Source organism: Porphyromonadaceae bacterium W3.11 (assembly GCA_030434245.1).
Lineage (GTDB): Bacteria > Bacteroidota > Bacteroidia > Bacteroidales > Porphyromonadaceae > Porphyromonas_A.
This window is the reverse complement of the sequence record JAUISX010000001.1, coordinates 153,433-171,695: the sequence shown is the minus strand read 5'-3', so window position 1 is coordinate 171,695 and position 18,263 is coordinate 153,433. Positions and strand designations below refer to the sequence as shown.

General features: G+C 39.5%; 15 protein-coding genes. 2 read left to right on the top strand and 13 right to left on the bottom strand.

Going from position 1 to position 18,263, the window contains the following annotated elements:
* Window positions 1-214 precede the first annotated feature (214 nt).
* Window positions 215-1,573, top strand: coding sequence for a dihydrolipoyl dehydrogenase (gene lpdA / locus QYZ87_00645; protein MDN4753046.1), 1,359 nt, complete (start codon window positions 215-217; stop codon window positions 1,571-1,573).
* Between the two features lie 115 nt (window positions 1,574-1,688).
* On the opposite strand, the gene QYZ87_00640 is transcribed toward lpdA, so the two are convergent.
* From QYZ87_00640 to trpS, 4 genes are all read right to left on the bottom strand, one after another.
* Window positions 1,689-2,591 carry an IS982 family transposase gene (locus tag QYZ87_00640; protein ID MDN4753045.1) on the bottom strand — a complete coding sequence of 301 codons (903 nt, stop codon included), beginning with the start codon at window positions 2,589-2,591 and terminating at the stop codon, window positions 1,689-1,691.
* A gap of 144 nt (window positions 2,592-2,735) precedes the next feature.
* Window positions 2,736-4,712 (bottom strand): hypothetical protein, encoded by a 1,977-nt coding sequence (locus QYZ87_00635; GenBank protein MDN4753044.1) that lies wholly within the window; start codon window positions 4,710-4,712, stop codon window positions 2,736-2,738.
* Between the two features lie 346 nt (window positions 4,713-5,058).
* Entirely contained in the window at window positions 5,059-5,490 is a 432-nt protein-coding gene (locus QYZ87_00630) for a DUF3127 domain-containing protein (protein ID MDN4753043.1), read from the bottom strand.
* 99 nt (window positions 5,491-5,589) lie between these two features.
* Window positions 5,590-6,582, bottom strand: coding sequence for a tryptophan--tRNA ligase (gene trpS, locus QYZ87_00625; protein MDN4753042.1), 993 nt, complete (start codon window positions 6,580-6,582; stop codon window positions 5,590-5,592).
* A 685-nt stretch (window positions 6,583-7,267) separates the two neighbouring features.
* Between trpS and QYZ87_00620 the strand changes: the two genes are divergently transcribed.
* Window positions 7,268-8,410, top strand: a complete 1,143-nt coding sequence (locus QYZ87_00620) for an IS256 family transposase (GenBank protein ID MDN4753041.1) — start codon at window positions 7,268-7,270, stop codon at window positions 8,408-8,410.
* 540 nt (window positions 8,411-8,950) lie between these two features.
* Here QYZ87_00620 and yihA read toward each other — a convergent pair.
* From yihA to QYZ87_00575, 9 genes are all read right to left on the bottom strand, one after another.
* Window positions 8,951-9,547 carry a ribosome biogenesis GTP-binding protein YihA/YsxC gene (gene yihA / locus QYZ87_00615; GenBank protein MDN4753040.1) on the bottom strand — a complete coding sequence of 199 codons (597 nt, stop codon included), beginning with the start codon at window positions 9,545-9,547 and terminating at the stop codon, window positions 8,951-8,953.
* Window positions 9,547-10,515 carry a diacylglycerol kinase family lipid kinase gene (locus QYZ87_00610; protein ID MDN4753039.1) on the bottom strand — a complete coding sequence of 323 codons (969 nt, stop codon included), beginning with the start codon at window positions 10,513-10,515 and terminating at the stop codon, window positions 9,547-9,549. The genes yihA and QYZ87_00610 overlap by 1 nt, the downstream gene beginning before the upstream one ends.
* Before the next feature lie 24 nt (window positions 10,516-10,539).
* A complete protein-coding gene (locus tag QYZ87_00605) occupies window positions 10,540-12,765 on the bottom strand; it encodes a cation:proton antiporter (GenBank protein MDN4753038.1) in 2,226 nt (741 codons plus the stop codon).
* 19 nt (window positions 12,766-12,784) lie between these two features.
* The gene (locus tag QYZ87_00600; protein ID MDN4753037.1) at window positions 12,785-13,660 is read right to left on the bottom strand and encodes a hypothetical protein; all 876 of its coding nucleotides are present in this window, start codon (window positions 13,658-13,660) and stop codon (window positions 12,785-12,787) included.
* Entirely contained in the window at window positions 13,641-14,567 is a 927-nt protein-coding gene (locus QYZ87_00595) for a CDP-alcohol phosphatidyltransferase family protein (protein MDN4753036.1), read from the bottom strand. Before QYZ87_00595 ends, QYZ87_00600 begins: the two co-directional genes overlap by 20 nt.
* A gap of 8 nt (window positions 14,568-14,575) precedes the next feature.
* Complete coding sequence (locus tag QYZ87_00590; protein MDN4753035.1) at window positions 14,576-15,313, bottom strand: SDR family oxidoreductase; 738 nt, start codon at window positions 15,311-15,313, stop codon at window positions 14,576-14,578.
* A complete protein-coding gene (locus tag QYZ87_00585) occupies window positions 15,306-15,806 on the bottom strand; it encodes an adenylyltransferase/cytidyltransferase family protein (GenBank protein MDN4753034.1) in 501 nt (166 codons plus the stop codon). The genes QYZ87_00590 and QYZ87_00585 overlap by 8 nt, the downstream gene beginning before the upstream one ends.
* Window positions 15,807-15,881: 75 nt before the next feature.
* Entirely contained in the window at window positions 15,882-16,994 is a 1,113-nt protein-coding gene (gene pdxA / locus QYZ87_00580; protein MDN4753033.1) for a 4-hydroxythreonine-4-phosphate dehydrogenase PdxA, read from the bottom strand.
* Window positions 16,987-18,084: a DUF4837 family protein gene (locus tag QYZ87_00575; protein ID MDN4753032.1), complete on the bottom strand. Its 1,098-nt coding sequence runs from the start codon at window positions 18,082-18,084 to the stop codon at window positions 16,987-16,989. The genes pdxA and QYZ87_00575 overlap by 8 nt, the downstream gene beginning before the upstream one ends.
* Window positions 18,085-18,263: the final 179 nt, after the last annotated feature.

The window sequence follows — 18,263 nt, the reverse complement described above, 5'->3', positions numbered from 1 at the left end:
AGAGTGGTAAATGAAAAAAATAAAGGTCGATATAAGAACTCCAAGGAGTAAATAAAGTATATTGGGGTGTATCATAAATGATTTGTTTATATGTTTGTTGATGCCGTACAAACTTAGTAAAAAGATTAACGCTTTACTATGGATTTGATGATAAAATGGCTATCTTGTGGTGGAAAAATTATTTTTTATTAAAACTAGAAAAGCATTTTTATATATGAAGTACGATGTTGCTATAATCGGAGCTGGTCCAGGAGGATATAACGCTGCGGCATTAGCTGCGAAGAATGGATTGAAGACCATCTTATTTGAAGAGAATAAGCTTGGAGGGGTCTGTCTTAATGAAGGGTGTATTCCTACAAAAGCCCTATTGTATAGTGCCAATATGCTCGATAGCATGAGAGAGTCTAAGAAGTATGGGATTACCGTGGAGGGAGAGCTCGTTCCTGATTACAAAAAGATAGTCTCTCGTAAGCAGAAGATTGTTCGTAAGCTCGTGGCTGGCGTTAAGCAGAAGATGCAAGGGGCTGGTGTGGAAGTTGTGGAAGCTCACGCACAACTTGCTGGTGAGCAGGACGGCTTTATTAAGGTTTCAGCTAATGATACTGAATACCTTGCTAAGAATGTAATACTTGCTACAGGGTCAGCCACATTTGTACCTCCTATTAAAGGTCTAGACGAAATTGATTACTGGACTAGCCGTGAGGCTCTTGATGCTAAGGAGCTGCCTAAGCGTATATTGATAGTAGGTGGTGGCGTCATAGGGATGGAGTTTGTAAGTGTTTTTAATAGCATGGGATGTGAGGTATCGGTGATTGAGATGATGCCTAAAATCCTTGGTCCTATGGATAGTGAGATTTCATCAATGCTCCAAGAAGAGTATGAAAAGCGTGGTGTGAAGTTCTATCTTGATACTAAGGTTATAGGAGCCTCTAAAGATGGCTTGACTATAGAGCTTTCTGATGGCACTCAAGAAAAGCTTGAGGGAGATCAAGTCATGATAAGTGCTGGTCGTAGATCAGTAGTAGATGGTCTGGGATTAGAGACCTTGAATATTGAGCCAAATAGAGGAGTTCCAACTAACGAGTATCTTCAGACTTCTCATCCACAGGTGTATGCTATAGGTGATGTGAATGGTAAATCTTTGCTCGCTCACACTGCTATACGTGAAGGTGAAGTGGCTATAAAGCATATCCTCAAGGGTACTGGTGATCCTATGTCCTATGCGGCAATTCCAGGTGTCGTTTATACCCATCCTGAGATTGCTGGGGTAGGTAAGACAGAGGATGAGCTTAAGAAAGAAGGTGTAGAATACAAGTCATTAAGTCTAGCGGCAAGCTATGCTGGTCGTTTTGTCGTAGAGAATGAGAGCGGTAATGGCCTCTTTAAGATGCTTGTGGATGCTAAGGATGGTAAGATCTTAGGTGCTCATATGATCGGTAATCCATCTTCCGAACTCATCGTGATTATAGGCATTGCTATCACTGAGGGTTTGACGGTAGAGCAGTTCAGGACCCATGTGTTTCCTCATCCAACAGTTGGTGAGATTGTTCATGAGGCCTTGTTTGAGATGTAATTCCTTAGATGGTGTTTGTATAAAAAAAGACCGTAAGTTTCTTTGTAAACTTGCGGTCTTTTACTTTACTCTTCCTTACGAGTCTTCAATCCCCTTATTATAACGCGAGTTCGATTTAAGAAACTATAGCAAGAGCCTCTTTATCAATAATTTCAAGATTTAAGGAAGGCTTTTTAGGCATCAAGTTGTACGCAAGTAATCCTGAAACCAGATTGACTACGAAATTATTGACACTGCGATGTCTCGTATGTTCTATTTGGCATACATTCTTTAAGAGATCATTGACGGTTTCTATGATGGCTCTTTTTCGAAGGAGAATTTTATCATGAATATGCATTAGAGCATTCTTCATATTCTTCTTAAGTTTTGTAATCAAGTGTATATCATCAATAAAGAGCTTGTCAAATAGACTCTTTGAGATATATCCTCTATCCGCAATGAGCTTACCAAAGAGTTTCTTAGAGAAAGAGTCATCCTTTAGTGGAGCTCTGTCATCTGTATTACCAGGCGTGATCTGATAGGTGATAATCTCTCCTTTGTCATTGATAACAAGATGCAGTTTAAAGCCATAGAACCAACCCATTGTGGAGCGACCTTTCTGTGCCCAACCTTTCATAGTCTTATGGGTTCTTTCCCGTTTGATATGACAAGATCTTAGAGGAGTAGAGTCAATAAAAGAAACACCTGTACACTTTCCTAAGCAGCACATATTGAGAAACATAACAAGCTTTAGCCCCACTTTAGTTTGAAGTTCCACAAAACGATTATAGGAGACTGTTTGAGGAAATTCACTTTTAAGATGAACCTGAACATATTTGAGATAGAAGGACTTGAGGTCTCTATATCTTGACATATGAAAAAGTATGAGTATTGTCATGACCTCACTGTCAGAAAGACGTGATTTTCTATTTCTTCTCTTCTTACCTCCTTGTTCTATAGCATTCTCAGCAACAACACGATCAAACTGAATAGAGAAATCGTCGATAATACAAAATGATTCTAGTATATTTGTTGTCATAAAAGTGGTGTTTTATTTTCTTGTAATTAGCTGGTAATCAATTACTAAGATACAAATAATTCACCACTTTTCCTAGTGTTTTTACTCCTGTTTCTTATCCCGAACTCACGTTATTATAGGTCTTATAATGATCAAAGATCATATCTAATCTTTATTGGTAGGTAGCTCTATGGAGATGGTGTTAAAAGAGTACGAAATTTCTCCAGTACGGCGATCTTTGTGCCTTTGTTGGAAACCTCTTACCATCACAGTATCTCCCTCTTCTAAAGCGACAGGAGATACAGAGTGGTTGACGAAGCTACGGATATTCTTTTCGGTGATTAAGATATAATCTTCCTCCCGTACCTTAACAACCTCTGCTGACATTGATGGGAATTCCTTAATAGCTTCAAGAGGATCCAATCGACTAGGAAGTAAGAGATATTCTCTAGGAGATGGGTTATTGTCTCTCCCCTTTATCCGTTTCTTCTGAACTGGGAATTCAAGAATATGGATGAACTCTATAAACTCTCCAAACATATAATCACTTTCACTGCCTGGTAAGTAATGATGGCGACTATTCGTGTCCATCACGTGGTGAGCAAATTGTACCTGACTATATCCATTGATATACCCTACCATTGTTGGGAATATTTTCTTAGGCTCCTGCTCTTTCGATAGTGTCATGAGTACCACTTTATTATAGCGTTTGGGACGCTCTAGTAACTTCACTTCATAACATAGACCTCTGTTATCCCCTTGTATTATACCACTTTCCTTGGGCGATACCAGTGCGGTAGAACCTTCAGTGTCGATTAATTTAAGCATCGGTACCACTTGATTACCATCCTTGAGCTTAATAGCTATGATGTCTAGTACGAGCATAGTCCGTGTAGGAAGTGGCTCGTATATATACTCCTGAGCAGGACGAGAGTTGGGGTAATAAAACTCCCTATTGTTCTTATCCGCAATGGTATTGTTGGGGATCTTTTTTAACAACTCATGATATCCCTCTGGTAGTTCATATGCTTTTTCTAGACTAATCTGAGCTATAATATTAAGTTCACGAAGAGCATTTTCATATAGTTTCTTCTGGATCAGAATTTTCGTTAATTCTAATCGAGTAATAATCAAATAGCCTTGATAGTCATCATCCTCTTTGCGAAGTGCCATACATAGCCCACCCATCTTTATATCTACATCTTCAATAAGGGTGGCAAACTCCATCCAAGCTCTTGGCTCTTCAAGTGTGATTAAGAGCTTTCGATACATCTCAAGGGCTCTCTCTCTATTGCCTTCTATCATCTGTATCCTAGCTTGTGTGAGCTGGACTAATTCATCATCAGGGTAAAAGCTAACCGCATCTAGGAGGAGTTGGTATATCGGTGCAGGTACTTCCTTGCCTGGTGTCGCAAGATCTAGGAACTCTGTAATCGTTGCGTTAAGTGTTCTTTCTGCTAAGGAACGACTAGAGGTGAATCTTGTTTCTTCTCGGTTCCAATCCTCAGGGGTGAGGTTTACTAGATCCCAATCATCAAGAAAGTCACCCAGATTCATCTTGTTCTCAAACTTTTCCTTCGCTTCCAGTGCTAGCTCTAAGTAATTAGAATGGACTTTTGATGGACGAGTATTCTGTAGCGAATGATATAGTTTATTGAGCTCTTCGAACTCTTCATAATCTATATATCCCAATTGATTACCTAGATAGGTAACCAAAATTTCAGAAAAATAGTCATGTAGGGATGAGTGAATACCTTTTTCATCTTCATTATACCACTCCGTAACTGTAGCGTAGATGTCCCTTATTCTGTCTCTTCGGGTCGTCTTTTTTATCTCATTTGTTAGCTCTATAATTTCATTATAGTGGGGGATAGTCATTCTTTGCAACTTTTCGAGTGCCTCCGTTGCGACATTAACAGTCGCCCCCATTTCACCAACTAATGACTCCATCTCAAGGATATATGGTAGAGCCTTATTGGTTTCCTTAGTATCAATTAAATCATCTGCCAAATCTTTAAGCACCCAAAACAATGCAGATGCTGACCATTGATCCTGATTCTTACTATAGTCTTCTCTTGCAAGGATAAGAGCTTTTTCTAGTTCTCTTGCTTGGCGTAAAGCCATTACTTCTTTGAATCCCATCTTTTTAGAAATGTATCTCTCTATATTCGATTTATAGTCTCCCTTTGTTATTATATTTATTTGTCAAAAATGAATGTTGTCAAAAAAGGCTTACATCACTTTCTTTGTGTTTTTATGTTATGCTATAGCATCTTATTATTTTTTATGCTTTTCACAAAGCATATTTATAATGGGAAAATCATGGTAGGAATAGAAACGACCTTAAAAATATGGACTATATTTATATTATAAAGGGTGTTTCTATTTCTACATGACTCTGTTTATCGTAACAATACTCCCATTATATCCAAATTATATATAAGAGGTGTCAATCTCTTGGTATCTTGAATGAGTTGACAGTGCCGATTTAGAATGGCAAGTCGTCACCATTATCCTTGCCACCAAAGTTGTTATTGGTAGATGGCATCTGTTGCTGCTGTTGGTAAGGGTTAGAGGGGTTTTGATACCCATTGCCTTGAGCATATGGATCAGCTTGAGGAGCTTGGAAGCCCGCACCGTGCATTACATTGATAGCGTCAATATTGGTGTACCATCTTCCGTTGTATTCGCGGCTATTGATCTCGAATTGAATTGTAATATCTTCTCCTAATTGGATGTTAGCATTTCTAATCTTATCTTCTCCAAAAATACCAAAACATACTTGTCTTGGATAGTTGGCATAAGTTTCGATGACATATTCTTGCTTTTGCCACATCTTTCCTGGATTTCTTTTACTTTCTCCAGAGATCATATCCATGATCCTTATCACTTTTCCGCTGATTACTAAATTGTCATTCATTGTGTTAATTTCCTTCTGTCTAAATTTCTAATCGTTTCAGTAAATTGTTTCAGCCTTACTTACGTCGAACTAAGTCTGAATGTCTTTATCGTTTTTTTATTATCTCATAGGTGGAAACCCTATGATTTCTCTAACTTCTTCTACCGTCTTCCTCGCGTTTTCTCTGGCCTGTTCTGCTCCCATTTTTGCCACCTTTTCGAGGTATTCCTTATTCTCTTTGAGATCAAGAATCTTTTCGCGGATAGGAGCACAGAAGTTATTGATATCCTCTGCCAATTGTTTCTTTAAGTCTCCATAGCGTATGCTACAGTTATTATACTGCTCCTCGAAATGTTGGTACACATCAGGGGTGGACACAATGTCAAGGAACGTAAATAGATTTTGAATAGTTACCGGCTTAGGACTATTGGGTTCGGTAGGTCCAGAATCTGTGACAGCCTTCATCACCTTTTTCTTGATTGTCTTTTCATCGTCCATAAGGTAGATGGCATTGCCTTCACTCTTACCCATTTTGCCTGAGCCATCAAGCCCTGGTATCTTCAAGGCCTCTTTGCCAAAGCTAAAAGATTTTGGCTCCGGGAAAAAGTCAACATCATATATCTGATTAAAGCGGCGAGCAAACTTTCTTGCCATTTCCATATTTTGCTCTTGATCCTGACCTACAGGGACCTTATGTGCTCTATGCATCAGAATATCCGCTGCCATGAGAGTGGGGTAGGTGAGTAAGCCAGCATTCACGTTATTAGGCTGTTGTCTAGCTTTATCCTTGAACGAGGTTGTTCGCTCTAGTTCACCAAGATAAGCATTCATATTAAGATATAAATAGAGCTCTAGGACATCTTTGACATCACTCTGTACATAGATTGTTGCCTTCTCAGGATCGATACCACATGCTAGATACTCTGCTAGGATGGTATGCGTATTCCTTATAATATTATCAGGATGTGGATGGGTCGTTAATGAGTGCCAGTCTGCAATGAAGAAGTAACACTTGTACTCTTCCTGCATCTTTAAAAAGCTTCTAACCGCTCCAAAATAATTCCCTAAGTGTAAATTTCCTGTTGGACGAATGCCACTCAATACAATTTCCATTTGTGTGTCAATAAATAATTGTCATAAAGAGAACAGTAATTCTTTAGTTGTTTGTCTCTTGTAAATATCATAATATATATTTTAGTTATCTCGCGGACAAGTAGCGTGATAACAGCCTTTATGTCTTGCTATAGACCTTACAAAGATACAGAAAAAACTTTATGTAACTCTTTTATTAATAGTTTTCTTGGGTCATATTGTCCAAGTTCCTGTTTTGGTTTTGTTTGTGATTTATAATAGATTGGTATATAGGTTGTTGTGTGTTGGGTCCTGATCACTTTCGGTAATGGGTTCAATTTATTTTTGATCCTCATTTGTTTTATTTCCATGAAAGTCATCATCTTGGGTTGAATAAGTGAAGTTTATGCCTATTCGTAAGCTGCATTAGAAAGAAGTTCTGAGACTTAAAAGTATATTGATAAAGTCAAGAGGTAATTTATTGATATAGAGTGATAAATGTAATGACCTAAAATGTGGCTCATGCTACCTATCAATATGATTAATCGAAATGACAAGTTTGGTTATATGAAAGAGAAATCTTTTATATAGAAGCTATTTTTCTTTCATATAGGAAGAGAGTTTTCTACTTATGAAGATACTGTCCCCAAAAAGTGTGTAAGTCCCAAGAATGTTATCTTTGAAAAGTTAAAAACAAAAGATAAACAAGAAGATGAGACTTACACAAATGCAATTTAAGGAAATTCTATCAAACGTGATGACAGAGCCAAATGGAGTTGGTCGTTTAATGGAGTTAATCATCGAAATAGCGATGCAAGGGGAGAGGGAACTGTATAAAGAAGATAGTGGCGATGTGAGCAATGGATACCGCCCCCGTCGCATCTTTGCGAGTGGTAATATGCTAGAATTACGAGTACCCCGAACTCGACAGCAGGGCTTCATGCCCTTGATTTTAGGCGTTCTCAAAGATCAAGAGAAAGAGATGGGAGAACTAGCAGGTTATCTATATAGCTGCGGTAATACGATGGAGGATATCTCTGGAGTATTCGAGCGTTTGTATGGTAAACGTTATAGTACGAGTCAAATCAATCGTCTCTCCTTATCGACCCAAGAAGCAGTAGAAGAGTGGCGTCAAAGACGTCTACCGAGGACTTTAGAGGCACTTGTTATCGATGCTACATATCTTCCTGTACGGAGAGGAGAAAGTGTGAGCAAGGAGGCATTTTTTGTAGTGATGAGTTTAGATAGCGAAGGACGTCGAGACATCGTGGGTGTCTATAATAATCCAACAGAGGGAAGCGGCATCTGGGGCGAGTTTTTTGAGGATCTAAAAAGCCGAGGACTCGAAGAGGTAGGACTAATCATTTCAGACGGGTTGAATAACATTGAAGAGGTTGCACGTGAGCACTTTACAGAAGTGGAAGTCCAGCTCTGCACGGTGCATCTACAGCGAGAAATAACTCGAAAGATACGCCCTCGAGATAAGTCAGCCATCGCAAGTGATCTACAGGAGGTCTTTAGTAAAGACGGCTCAAGAAGCTCACCTTTAGATGGCCTAGAGAGCTTTAAAAACTTTGCGTTCAGATGGCGTAAGAGCTATCCTTTTCTCACAAAAATAGCTAACGGTCAGAGGATAGAGTATTACTTCACATACCTAAAATACGACGTCAGTGTTCGCAAGTACATTCATAGTACTAACTGGATAGAACGCTTCAATAGACAGGTAAAGAAAGGGGCTCGATATAAATGTGCATTACCTAGCGTAGAATCCGCTCTACACTTGATAGGTAGTATTGCAATCAATGCAAACTATCTGAAGAAAAGAATAGGAGATCTAACTCTTGGACTTAGGAAGAACAATGAAAAGTAAATAACAACAATGTGCTTTATTTTCCAACACAAAGATATCAACCTAAAAGAATACGGCAAGGCGGTGTCTCCGCGGTGCTACGACAGCCTTGCCTTAATTCTTTATTGGTCTATCTTTAATGTTTATGGAAAACAAAGCGAAAAAATATGTAGGTTTGCTTTTCAGAGACGCATTCTGCCGTACACACTTTTGGGGACACTACCCTTATGAAGGATCTCTTTTGAGATTTTTTTGTTTTGCTACCACTAATTTCTAACTCAATAATGAGAGCTTCCTATAACATAAAAGTCTTCCTTTTGATTTGCATGGGGTGATTTGCATGAGGTAAGAGCATCGGGATATTTAATCTACTACAGCTCAGTAGATTTTCTCAAAAAATGCGAGAATACCCCCTTATATATGTTCATATTGAGAACCCTTATTCGAAATGTAATGGCTTGTAAATAATGAGAGTAGATCCTCTGGATCTACTCTCAAGAAACCTTATTTTCGTTTTGGGTACTGCGTCCTTAATGGATATCGGAAGCGTACATCAGCGTATTACAATGCATTTAATATCTCGTTCATATACTCTGTAACCTCTTCTCTGCCATAACCTTTCTCTGATGATGTTACAAAAATAGGGGGTAGCTCTTCCCAGACCTCTAGTAGCTTATCTTTGTACTTTTGGACATTGACGGAGAGAGCTCTCTTACTGAGTTTGTCGGCTTTTGTAAAGATAATGGAGAATGGGACCCCATGCTCACCCATATCATTGATGAAGTCTAGGTCTATTTTCATTGGGTCATGCCGAATATCTACTAGGATGAAGAGATTTGCTAACTCTCTTCTCTCATATATATATGAGGCTATCATGGTACCGAAGGTTTGTTTCACTTGCTTTGGCACTTTGGCATAGCCATATCCAGGGAGGTCTACAATGTAGAATTGATTATTAATCAGGAAGTGATTAATAAGCTGTGTTTTACCTGGCGTTTGTGAGGTTTTAGCTAATCCATTTACGCCAGTTAGCATATTGATAAGGGATGATTTACCTACGTTAGAGCGGCCTATGAACGCAAATTCTATCTTCCCATCCGTGGGACACTGAGCTACTTCTAAGCTACTTGTTATGAATGTTGCACTATTTATAATCATTATGAAAATATTTTTCTGATCCCTTGAGCAATGTCTTGGAATCCATTTGTTATACTATTGAAGAAGTCGAAAAGGTTTTTTTCTCTATCTGATTCTTTACCTTGAATGACATTCAGAGATCCCGGGACTACGGTGATCTTTAGTCGTTCAGTAGGTTTCTTTGGTTCACCATCAATATGGTAGGGGAGTAGTCTATTGGAAGAAAGTATGATCTCTTTTCCTCTATATGTCCTGACATACTCATTCTGTGTGATATCTTTTGAGAAAAGCTGTACGACTACCTTAGGAGCATCCGTCTGGGGCAGTTCTCTAATAATGGTTACGTCCAATAGACCATCGACCATTGATGCATCTGGAGCAATAAAAGCATTAAATCCATATTGCGATGCATTTGCGACGGCTATAAGTAGGGCCCTAGCTGTTACTTCACGTCCATCAATGAGGAGTTTGAAGTCGCTGGCTTCGTACTTCATAAAGACGTTTAGGACTTCCTTAACGTAAGCAGGCAGTCCGCGGGTCTCACTTGTTGCGAAATTTTCGGATACCTTGCCATCAAAACCGATGCCGCAGGTTACAAAGAAAGGGTCGTCATTAGCTGTGCAGGTATCCATCTTCATGACTTTGTGATCAAGAAGAGACTCGACTGCCTTCGTGGGGTCAAGTGAGATACATAATTCACGAGCAAGACCATTTCCACTACCATTTGGCAGGATTCCTAATATCTTATTAGATCCTACTAATGCTTTTGCTACCTCGTTAACGGTACCATCTCCGCCTACAGCTACGATAACATCAACATCAGTATCAAGGGCAGCCTTTGCCAGTTCGTATCCGTGCCCCTCCGATTGAGTCTCCACAAGCTCTACTTGATGGCCTTCACTTTCAATTCGATGACATACTTTTTTAATCAAGGCTGAAGAGTTTTTCTTCGTCCCTGAGTGGGGGTTACATATCAGTAAGTACTTCATTAATTTCTTTTGTTTCTATAAACCTTACGCTATACTTTCATCAGGGGTCATCCTTGAATGTAATAATAGTGTAGTAGGTACCAGTGCAATGAATTCTGGATTATTATCAACAATGTCTTTCCATAAGTTATATGGTAGGATCAATAAATCATGTGCTGAAAATTGCTGAGCAGTGTAATTCGTTATATCCTTATAATTTAATCTCTTTACTTCAGAACCTTCACGGATTCCTGTAGTTAGAAAGTCAAGCAAGCTCATATAGCTAGCCTCTTTTTTGTAATTCACTGCAAGGATAGATCGTGCTGGAGCTTTAAGTCCTCTATTCACTACAATCCCAACGGAAGAGGAAGCATCATTCACAAATATTTCCGTCTTATTCTTAAAGAACTGTGCTATATTGAAGATACCAGATGCTTTGGAAAAAGAGACTCTAAAAAGCGACTTAAAGTCGTTATGTTTCTTATTTAATTCAATATCTTCTGGTAGTGAAGATAGATCCAATCCTGCTCCTACGAGTAGTAAGTCGCTATATAGATCACCTGAGGCTCGTATGATAGAGGCGGTTGCATTTTCGGTGATCTCATAGTGCTCTTTAATGCTGATTCCTAATTCACCAGCATATTTCTCAATGGGTTCGAAATTACTTCTCCTGAATAGTTCAGCATCGGAGAAGCTAGCAGATTCTCCGATAGTCATGTGCATCCCGGTAACATCGACGACCTCTTTCCGATCACCAAAAAATGTTTCAACTAAGTTAAGCATCACTTTACCAGTGCGACTACGTCCAAATGAAAAGAGGACTTTGAAGGTATCTGAAATGCCCGTTTTGATTTTTGGCCAAAGCTTTTCCATGAGCTTTAAGGTCGGTGTCGTCATAAAGGTAGTTACTAGGGTCATGATGACTAACATAGCATACACTACTGGAGAAAGAATACCAAATTGGTATCCCATGTTTAGTATGATTAACTCCATCAATCCACGTGTATTCATTAGAATCCCCATGTATAAGCTATCCCGCTTTTGCTCGCCTACTACCCTAGAGGCTACGTATGTACCGCCTACCTTTCCAAGAATCGCTACAAGTGTGATGCCTGCAGTGATCAGCCAGTGTGCCGAGGTATTCAGCAATCCGATCTCCGTTTGTAGTCCACTAGAGACAAAGAAAAGAGGAAGGAAGAGTGCAAGTGAGACATCCTCGACCTTTTCGGTCAGGACATGTCGGAAGTTAATATCGTCTGGCATCACAACACCAGCAATAAATGCACCAAACAGAGCATGTAATCCTAATACCTCTGTGAGGTATGAGGAAATGAGTAACGTGAGGAAAATCATGGCTATCAGACCTTTATTGGCAGTCTCAGTGGTGTTATACACATTACCCACGACTTTAAAGGCTGGCCTCACAATAAAGAACATCAATAGCATGTACAAGATGGCAGCAATGACTGTAAAGATAGCACTAGCAGCTGACCCAGCTTGTGCGATCGCTACGATCACAGCTACAATACACCACGCGGTAATATCTCCATTGGCAGCGGATGCCATAGAGAGCATACCCAGTCGGGTTTGCATCTTACCCTGCTCTTGTATAATTCTAGCGAGTACCGGAAAAGCGGTTACACTCATTGAGACTCCTACAAACAGAGCGAAAGGAAGAATAGCACTTTTCTCCCCTGCATAATCTTCGAATAGGAATACCGCTAGGATAGCTCCAAGAATAAAGGGGAAGATAATCCCAGCATGTGATATGATAAAGGCTTTTTTGAGGTTCTTCTTTATCTGTCCTAGATCCAGTTCCATGCCTATTACGAACATGAAGAGGATCAGACCAAACTGACTTAGTAGAGATATGCTATAAAGGCTCTCTTCGGGAAATAAAAATTCAAATCCGCTTGGAAAGATAAGTCCGAAAACGGACGGCCCTAATATAATACCTGCAATGATCTCACCAATGACTGAGGGTTGTCCTATTTTAGTGAAGAACCATGCTACTAAGCGTGCTGCAAGTAGTATGATGATGATTTGTAATAACAGGAGACCAAAGTGCGAAACTATATGGTCTGATATAAAGCCAATGAAAGTATTGAAGTTATGTGCCACTCCCTCCATAAAAGAGTTGGAGTCTGCTGTGGCATCTGAGGTAGGAGAGTGAAGTTGGGATAGGTGTGAAATGTATAAAACAACACCGATTCCTACCAATAACATCAATACATAAAAACTTATCTCTCGTTTTAATCGTTTATCCTTCACAATAGTATAAAAGCTTAACTTATACCAGATCTTTATACGATGGGAGCATTCCGAGAGTCCGTTTTCTAAGGAATGATCTTAATGACTTGAGGTCATTAAAGTCTTTTATCTCACTAGGCATGATGGGATCCCCAATATATACATCGATCGTAGTTCCTTTCTTCTTTAATATTTCAGCTGGTAGCCCTAATGCTGCATTATGATACCCAATTTTTTCTCCTATTCTGTAGTATATACGTGAATTGTCGCCAGCGAAGGCGATAGGAAATATTGGGATAGTGGATCTTCGCATAATACGTACATTATTCATCTGCCATTCCTGCTCTACAGGACGCTTTAGCTCGTGATTGAAAATGGGTACTCCGCCTGCTGGGAACATACCTACAGGACGACCACTCGTGATACATTCAGCCACTCTCCTCACACCATAAATATTTTTTGAGGGATCGTGTACGTAATCTTTCTTATTGACGGGTGGTGAAACTGGTATCCAAACATCTGATAGTCCTGTTACTTTTGTGAGGATTTCATTTACTAAGACACAAAAATCAGGTCTTACACGGGTGATAATATCTATCAAGATAACTCCATCAAGACCACCGAAAGGGTGGTTTGAAATGGTGTAGAAAGCCCCCATTTCTTTCATCTTTTGTAAGTGCTCTTCTCCATGTAGCTGGTACTTTACATTCACCAAGGGGTCGCTAAGAATAGCGGATGTCATCTCAAACTTATCGAGATGACAATACTTAGCGTGAATTTTATTTAGCTTATTAACCCCTGTTATACTGAGTAGGAAACGAGCCACACCCTTACCAATATAGGTATCAAAAAAAGGGTAGGTCGCAGCCATGTCAGAGGTGCGAATCATATAATTCTCATCGGAATGTCTTTTCATATTTTTCCTTAACCTCACAAGAGAAGGCCTTACATAGTGTCTCATGTTGATCTCTTGCTACGAAGAAAACAATCCATAAGAAAACAATCTCATATAAGAAATACAGCCAAATATGGCCAGTTAGAGCTACGATGAAAAGGGGGATAGTTCTTCCATTGAATGTCATCAAATCAACAAGTTTCATGACAATCCTACTCCCCAGCCTGAAATTTCTTTTTATCTCCTCGTCATGCTCAATATTATGATCTATGGCTACGTCAACGAACTTCTGAAGATTAGGAGTATATAGTGACTGCATCTTTGTGTACATGGAATAAACTCTCATTGCAAATTTGCTAAAGCCTGGTTCCATATTATCTACTCGAGCCTTGACCATAGAGTATGTTTCAAATTCCTTGCCCTTCTCCTTGCTGATAAAGCGGAGGTGAAAGGTCTTGTAGAGATCGGTTAAGGCAGCTTGATTCAAGTGGCTTATTAAGGAGATACCTGCAACAACGAACCATATACTGTTCCCTGTGGTCTCATATAGTCGCATAGATATGGCTATGTAGAGTGTTAGGAACCAGAGGTCGCCAGCAAAACCGTCTAAAATTCGGCCCCACTTTGATTTTATTCCAGTTAGTCGTGATAGCTGTCCATCAACACAATCTAAGATATTAGCGGTCACTAACCCTAAAATACCTAGTAATGTTAACCATATGGGCTCAACAAAATAGAAGAGTGCTGCACCAGCCATACCAATAACAATACTGATAATCGTTACCATGTTTGGTGTGATCGGAGTATGTTGGAGTGCACTAGCAATCTTAAATCCAATAGGTCTATAAAAAACACGATCAATATAATTCTCCGTCTCTATGGACTTTAGAGACTTTAAATAATCACTATCTTGTTCAATTTGATTCATCAACCTTATTATCTATATGAATACCCACCAGATATTGTGAGTATGTCACCATTAAAATATTTATTTTCTAATACATTTAGGAAAAGTACTCCCACCTCTTCTGGAGTAGAAAAGCGATGAAGAGCTACCTTTGACTCAATGCTCTTACGAATAGCTTCAGGCTTGGTTTTCTGCCATTCTGTATCCACAAAGCCCGGTGCAATACCTACCACTCTATGCTGATAAGGCTCCAGATGCTTCACTAAGTTTTTTACCATACCATGTATAGCACTCTTAGTTACTCCATATCCGAGGGAGACAGAGTGGGGTTCTATCGCCATCATAGAGCCAGTGAATACAAACAGTCCATTGCGTCCCATGTATTGGAGTAAGAGTTGGATGGTTTGTACAGGGAAGTGGATATTAGCTTGAAATAGTCGTAACCAATTCTCAGGCGATATTTCCTCCAAAGGTGAGCGATCCGTCAGGTTGGCATTAAAGCATACCATGCTGGGAATAAATTCCACCTCTTGCATACCTTTCAATAACAGATCAGGAGCCGAAGTCGATGATACATCCAGTCTCAGCTTATATATCTTTTTTTCTGGATAAGACTTTGATAATTCAGAGATGGCGTTCTCCGCACCCTCCTCATCCGAATGGAAGGTCAGAAATAGACTTTCTACATTCGGAGAAGTAGCTAGAGCCTTAGCTGCTGCATAGCCAATACCTTTTGTGCCTCCAGTGATTAGAACAGAGTCATTCATTTTTGATATTCTTAAGACTTTTAATGATTGGTTCTTCTCCTGCTTCGGTAGGATTAGGCTTCACTGCACTCTCACGTAATACTTTTGATTTGTAAGACTCAACAACCGCCTCCTTTATATTTGTACTTGAAGCCCCATCACCATAAGGGAAATAGAAAACCTCTACACCTTGATTCTTCAGGTAATCATACTTACCTGTCCAGTCATCTCCAACGACAAACGCATCTACATTTAGTTTTTTGACTAAATCAGTATGATCCAGAGAATGCTGTGGAATCACAATGTCGGGTGCTGTCAGTCCTTCAATAATTTGTATTCTTTCAGCAAAGGGGATGATTGGGGGAGACTTATAACTCTTTACCAATTCATCGGTACTGACACCTACTATTAATATATCTGCAAGTGCTCTTGCATAATTAATCATTCTTAGGTGATTATAATGAAACATATCAAATGTTCCAGATGTATAAACTATTAGCTTTCCACTAAACATAATCACTCACATTCTTATATTGTATTAAACTTAATTTTTGTTTGAAAAATAACGACGCCGATACCCATCAATAGGTCATAGCATATCATCGTCACTCTTCGAGAAATCTAGACGAACATTATCCGCACCTCTCTCCACATATCTTTTTCTTAGTGGATGTGCTGTTACTTCTTTATAGATCTCTCTATTTTTGTGCATATCAATAGCTGAGTAGATTGCATTTCTTAATGAATTCTCATTAGCAATCCCTTTCCCAGCAATGTCGTATGCTGTACCATGGTCCGGAGAAGTCCGAATGATGGGTAATCCAGCTGTAATATTCACCCCATCGTTCATAGCAAGTAACTTGAATGGGATCAGACCTTGGTCATGATACATCGCCAAGACAGCATCGTAATGCTTATAGCTACCACTTCCCCAAAAGCCATCTGCTGGAAATGGGCCAAATACTAAGGATCCATTATGCCATGCTTTATTAATTGCTGGAGTGATAACGGCTTGCTCTTCATTCCCTAATAACCCATTTTCGCCAGCATGTGGGTTTAGCCCTAGTACTGCGATGCGAGGCTTTAGAATACCAAAATCTTGTTGCAAAGTACGTTCCAATCCAAAGATAGACTTTTCAAGTCTGTCTAGTGTCAATTGATGAGAGACCTCTACAAAGGGATGGTGCATCGTTACCAATGCTACTCTGAGCTCACCACATTTAAATATCATTGTCGGTTCTTTTGAGCCCTTAAACGGCTCAGAGAAAAACTCTGTATGGCCATTAAAGTCAAAGTCCTTGCTTTGAATAGTATCTTTATTAATAGGAGCCGTAACTACAGCATCTATAGCACCACCCATTAAGTCTTGTCTAGCATCTATTAGAGCACGTGATGCTAAGCAACCTGCAGCTCTGGATGCATCTCCATACTGTACATGTACCTCAATCCCTGACTCATTTACAGGGATTAGATTGATGGACCCATCCGTGATCTCATCGGTATGAGCAATAACATTCAGAGGTGCATTAATATCAATTCCCAAGCTCTTCTTATGATAGTTAAAGAGCTGTGTTGATCCGTAGATAACCGGAGTAAATAACTCCAGTATCCGCTGATCAGAAAGTGTTTTGAGGATTACTTCATAGCCTATGCCATTGTAGTCACCATGAGTAATTCCAATCTTTATCTTATTATTATTCATTATCCAAATCTTTATTACCCTTATCCTCGTCCTGACCTGAGTGGGTCGTGAAGTCTGTTCCTTCTAATCTAAATGTATATAGAGCTGCTTCATTATACAGTAGCAGATTACGTTTGGTATCGTGTGGGTGAAAGACAAGTACCTCTGCCACTATGACTCTCTTAGCATCTGCATCAAGGATGGCGTGAGAGACGAAAGGACCTCCCATCATATCACCTTCCATAGCCCACAGGCCTCGCATCTCCGCACGGAATTCATCATTCATCTTGTATTTCTTAAGTACTGGAGTGACGATTTTTTCTGTGGTCATGTATGAGTTTGGGTATTGACCATGGAGATTCCTCTTCATCACACTATCCCTCTTGTGTACCAAGTATTCCACAGAGAAAGTCACATCCGAACGATCTCGATACGGAAAAGAATACACGATTATGTCAGACCTTCCCTTTTTTAGTCCCCCTTGATCTGAAGCCCATACAAAATCTTTCTGCCCAGTAACAAACTCCAGCCCTACTCGAGGATTGATCGTTACACCGCCAATCGAGTCCTCCACCATTTTGGTCACCGCACTTGCATACGTTGTTTCTAACGATTTTGAGAGGCGTGAGAGCTCCTCATTATATATCATTTGAGACAGATACTCACCTTTTTGCTGAAGCAGATAGTAAAAGGCCTCCAAGCTTTCAGCTTTTGCGTGGATTATAATCTGTCCTTCTGCGTAATCATCCTTTGATATTGTGATTTTTGGTCGTGAATACTTCTCCGGATCAATGCTTATATACAGTACATTACGCATGGTCTTAAACATTGAGACAAAGTTTTGCTGAGTGGTAAACATCAGGCTCTGCATTGGCTCAATCTGTGGAAGAATCATCACCGGCTTCTCAAAGATGTTTCGAATGCTATCTTTAACGTCATCATTGTCATAATTATTAGGTAATATTACTACCATGTCCAAAGGCTTACCTGTAGCTCCAAAGAGGCCCGCACTCTTCTTCTTAGAGTTACAGCCAGCTGAAAAAAGCAATGACGAAACTAGGACTAGGCTTAATAGAACCTTACATATCCAATGATATATCTTAACATTCATAATACAATACTATTTTGATTAATTAAAGGTATTATCTCCACAAATATACTATAATTCGTATAACCTTAGTTATGCAAACATTTTGTTATTGTGTCAATTTCTGGCACAAAAGTATAGAAACGAGCCAATCCATTACCTGAAAAACCTTGTCTCATCACTTAATCGCACTTCTGGTGATG

What these genes read in the sequence shown, in the direction of transcription:
- lpdA (MDN4753046.1), top strand. Translation starts at nt 215, where the DNA reads ATGAAGTACGATGTTGCTATAATCGGAGCTGGTCCAGGAGGATATAAC.
- QYZ87_00640 (MDN4753045.1), bottom strand. Translation starts at nt 2,591, where the DNA reads ATGACAACAAATATACTAGAATCATTTTGTATTATCGACGATTTCTCT.
- QYZ87_00635 (MDN4753044.1), bottom strand. Translation starts at nt 4,712, where the DNA reads ATGGGATTCAAAGAAGTAATGGCTTTACGCCAAGCAAGAGAACTAGAA.
- QYZ87_00630 (MDN4753043.1), bottom strand. Translation starts at nt 5,490, where the DNA reads ATGAATGACAATTTAGTAATCAGCGGAAAAGTGATAAGGATCATGGAT.
- trpS (MDN4753042.1), bottom strand. Translation starts at nt 6,582, where the DNA reads ATGGAAATTGTATTGAGTGGCATTCGTCCAACAGGAAATTTACACTTA.
- QYZ87_00620 (MDN4753041.1), top strand. Translation starts at nt 7,268, where the DNA reads ATGCAATTTAAGGAAATTCTATCAAACGTGATGACAGAGCCAAATGGA.
- yihA (MDN4753040.1), bottom strand. Translation starts at nt 9,547, where the DNA reads ATGATTATAAATAGTGCAACATTCATAACAAGTAGCTTAGAAGTAGCT.
- QYZ87_00610 (MDN4753039.1), bottom strand. Translation starts at nt 10,515, where the DNA reads ATGAAGTACTTACTGATATGTAACCCCCACTCAGGGACGAAGAAAAAC.
- QYZ87_00600 (MDN4753037.1), bottom strand. Translation starts at nt 13,660, where the DNA reads ATGAAAAGACATTCCGATGAGAATTATATGATTCGCACCTCTGACATG.
- QYZ87_00595 (MDN4753036.1), bottom strand. Translation starts at nt 14,567, where the DNA reads ATGAATCAAATTGAACAAGATAGTGATTATTTAAAGTCTCTAAAGTCC.
- QYZ87_00590 (MDN4753035.1), bottom strand. Translation starts at nt 15,313, where the DNA reads ATGAATGACTCTGTTCTAATCACTGGAGGCACAAAAGGTATTGGCTAT.
- QYZ87_00585 (MDN4753034.1), bottom strand. Translation starts at nt 15,806, where the DNA reads ATGTTTAGTGGAAAGCTAATAGTTTATACATCTGGAACATTTGATATG.
- pdxA (MDN4753033.1), bottom strand. Translation starts at nt 16,994, where the DNA reads ATGAATAATAATAAGATAAAGATTGGAATTACTCATGGTGACTACAAT.
- QYZ87_00575 (MDN4753032.1), bottom strand. Translation starts at nt 18,084, where the DNA reads ATGAATGTTAAGATATATCATTGGATATGTAAGGTTCTATTAAGCCTA.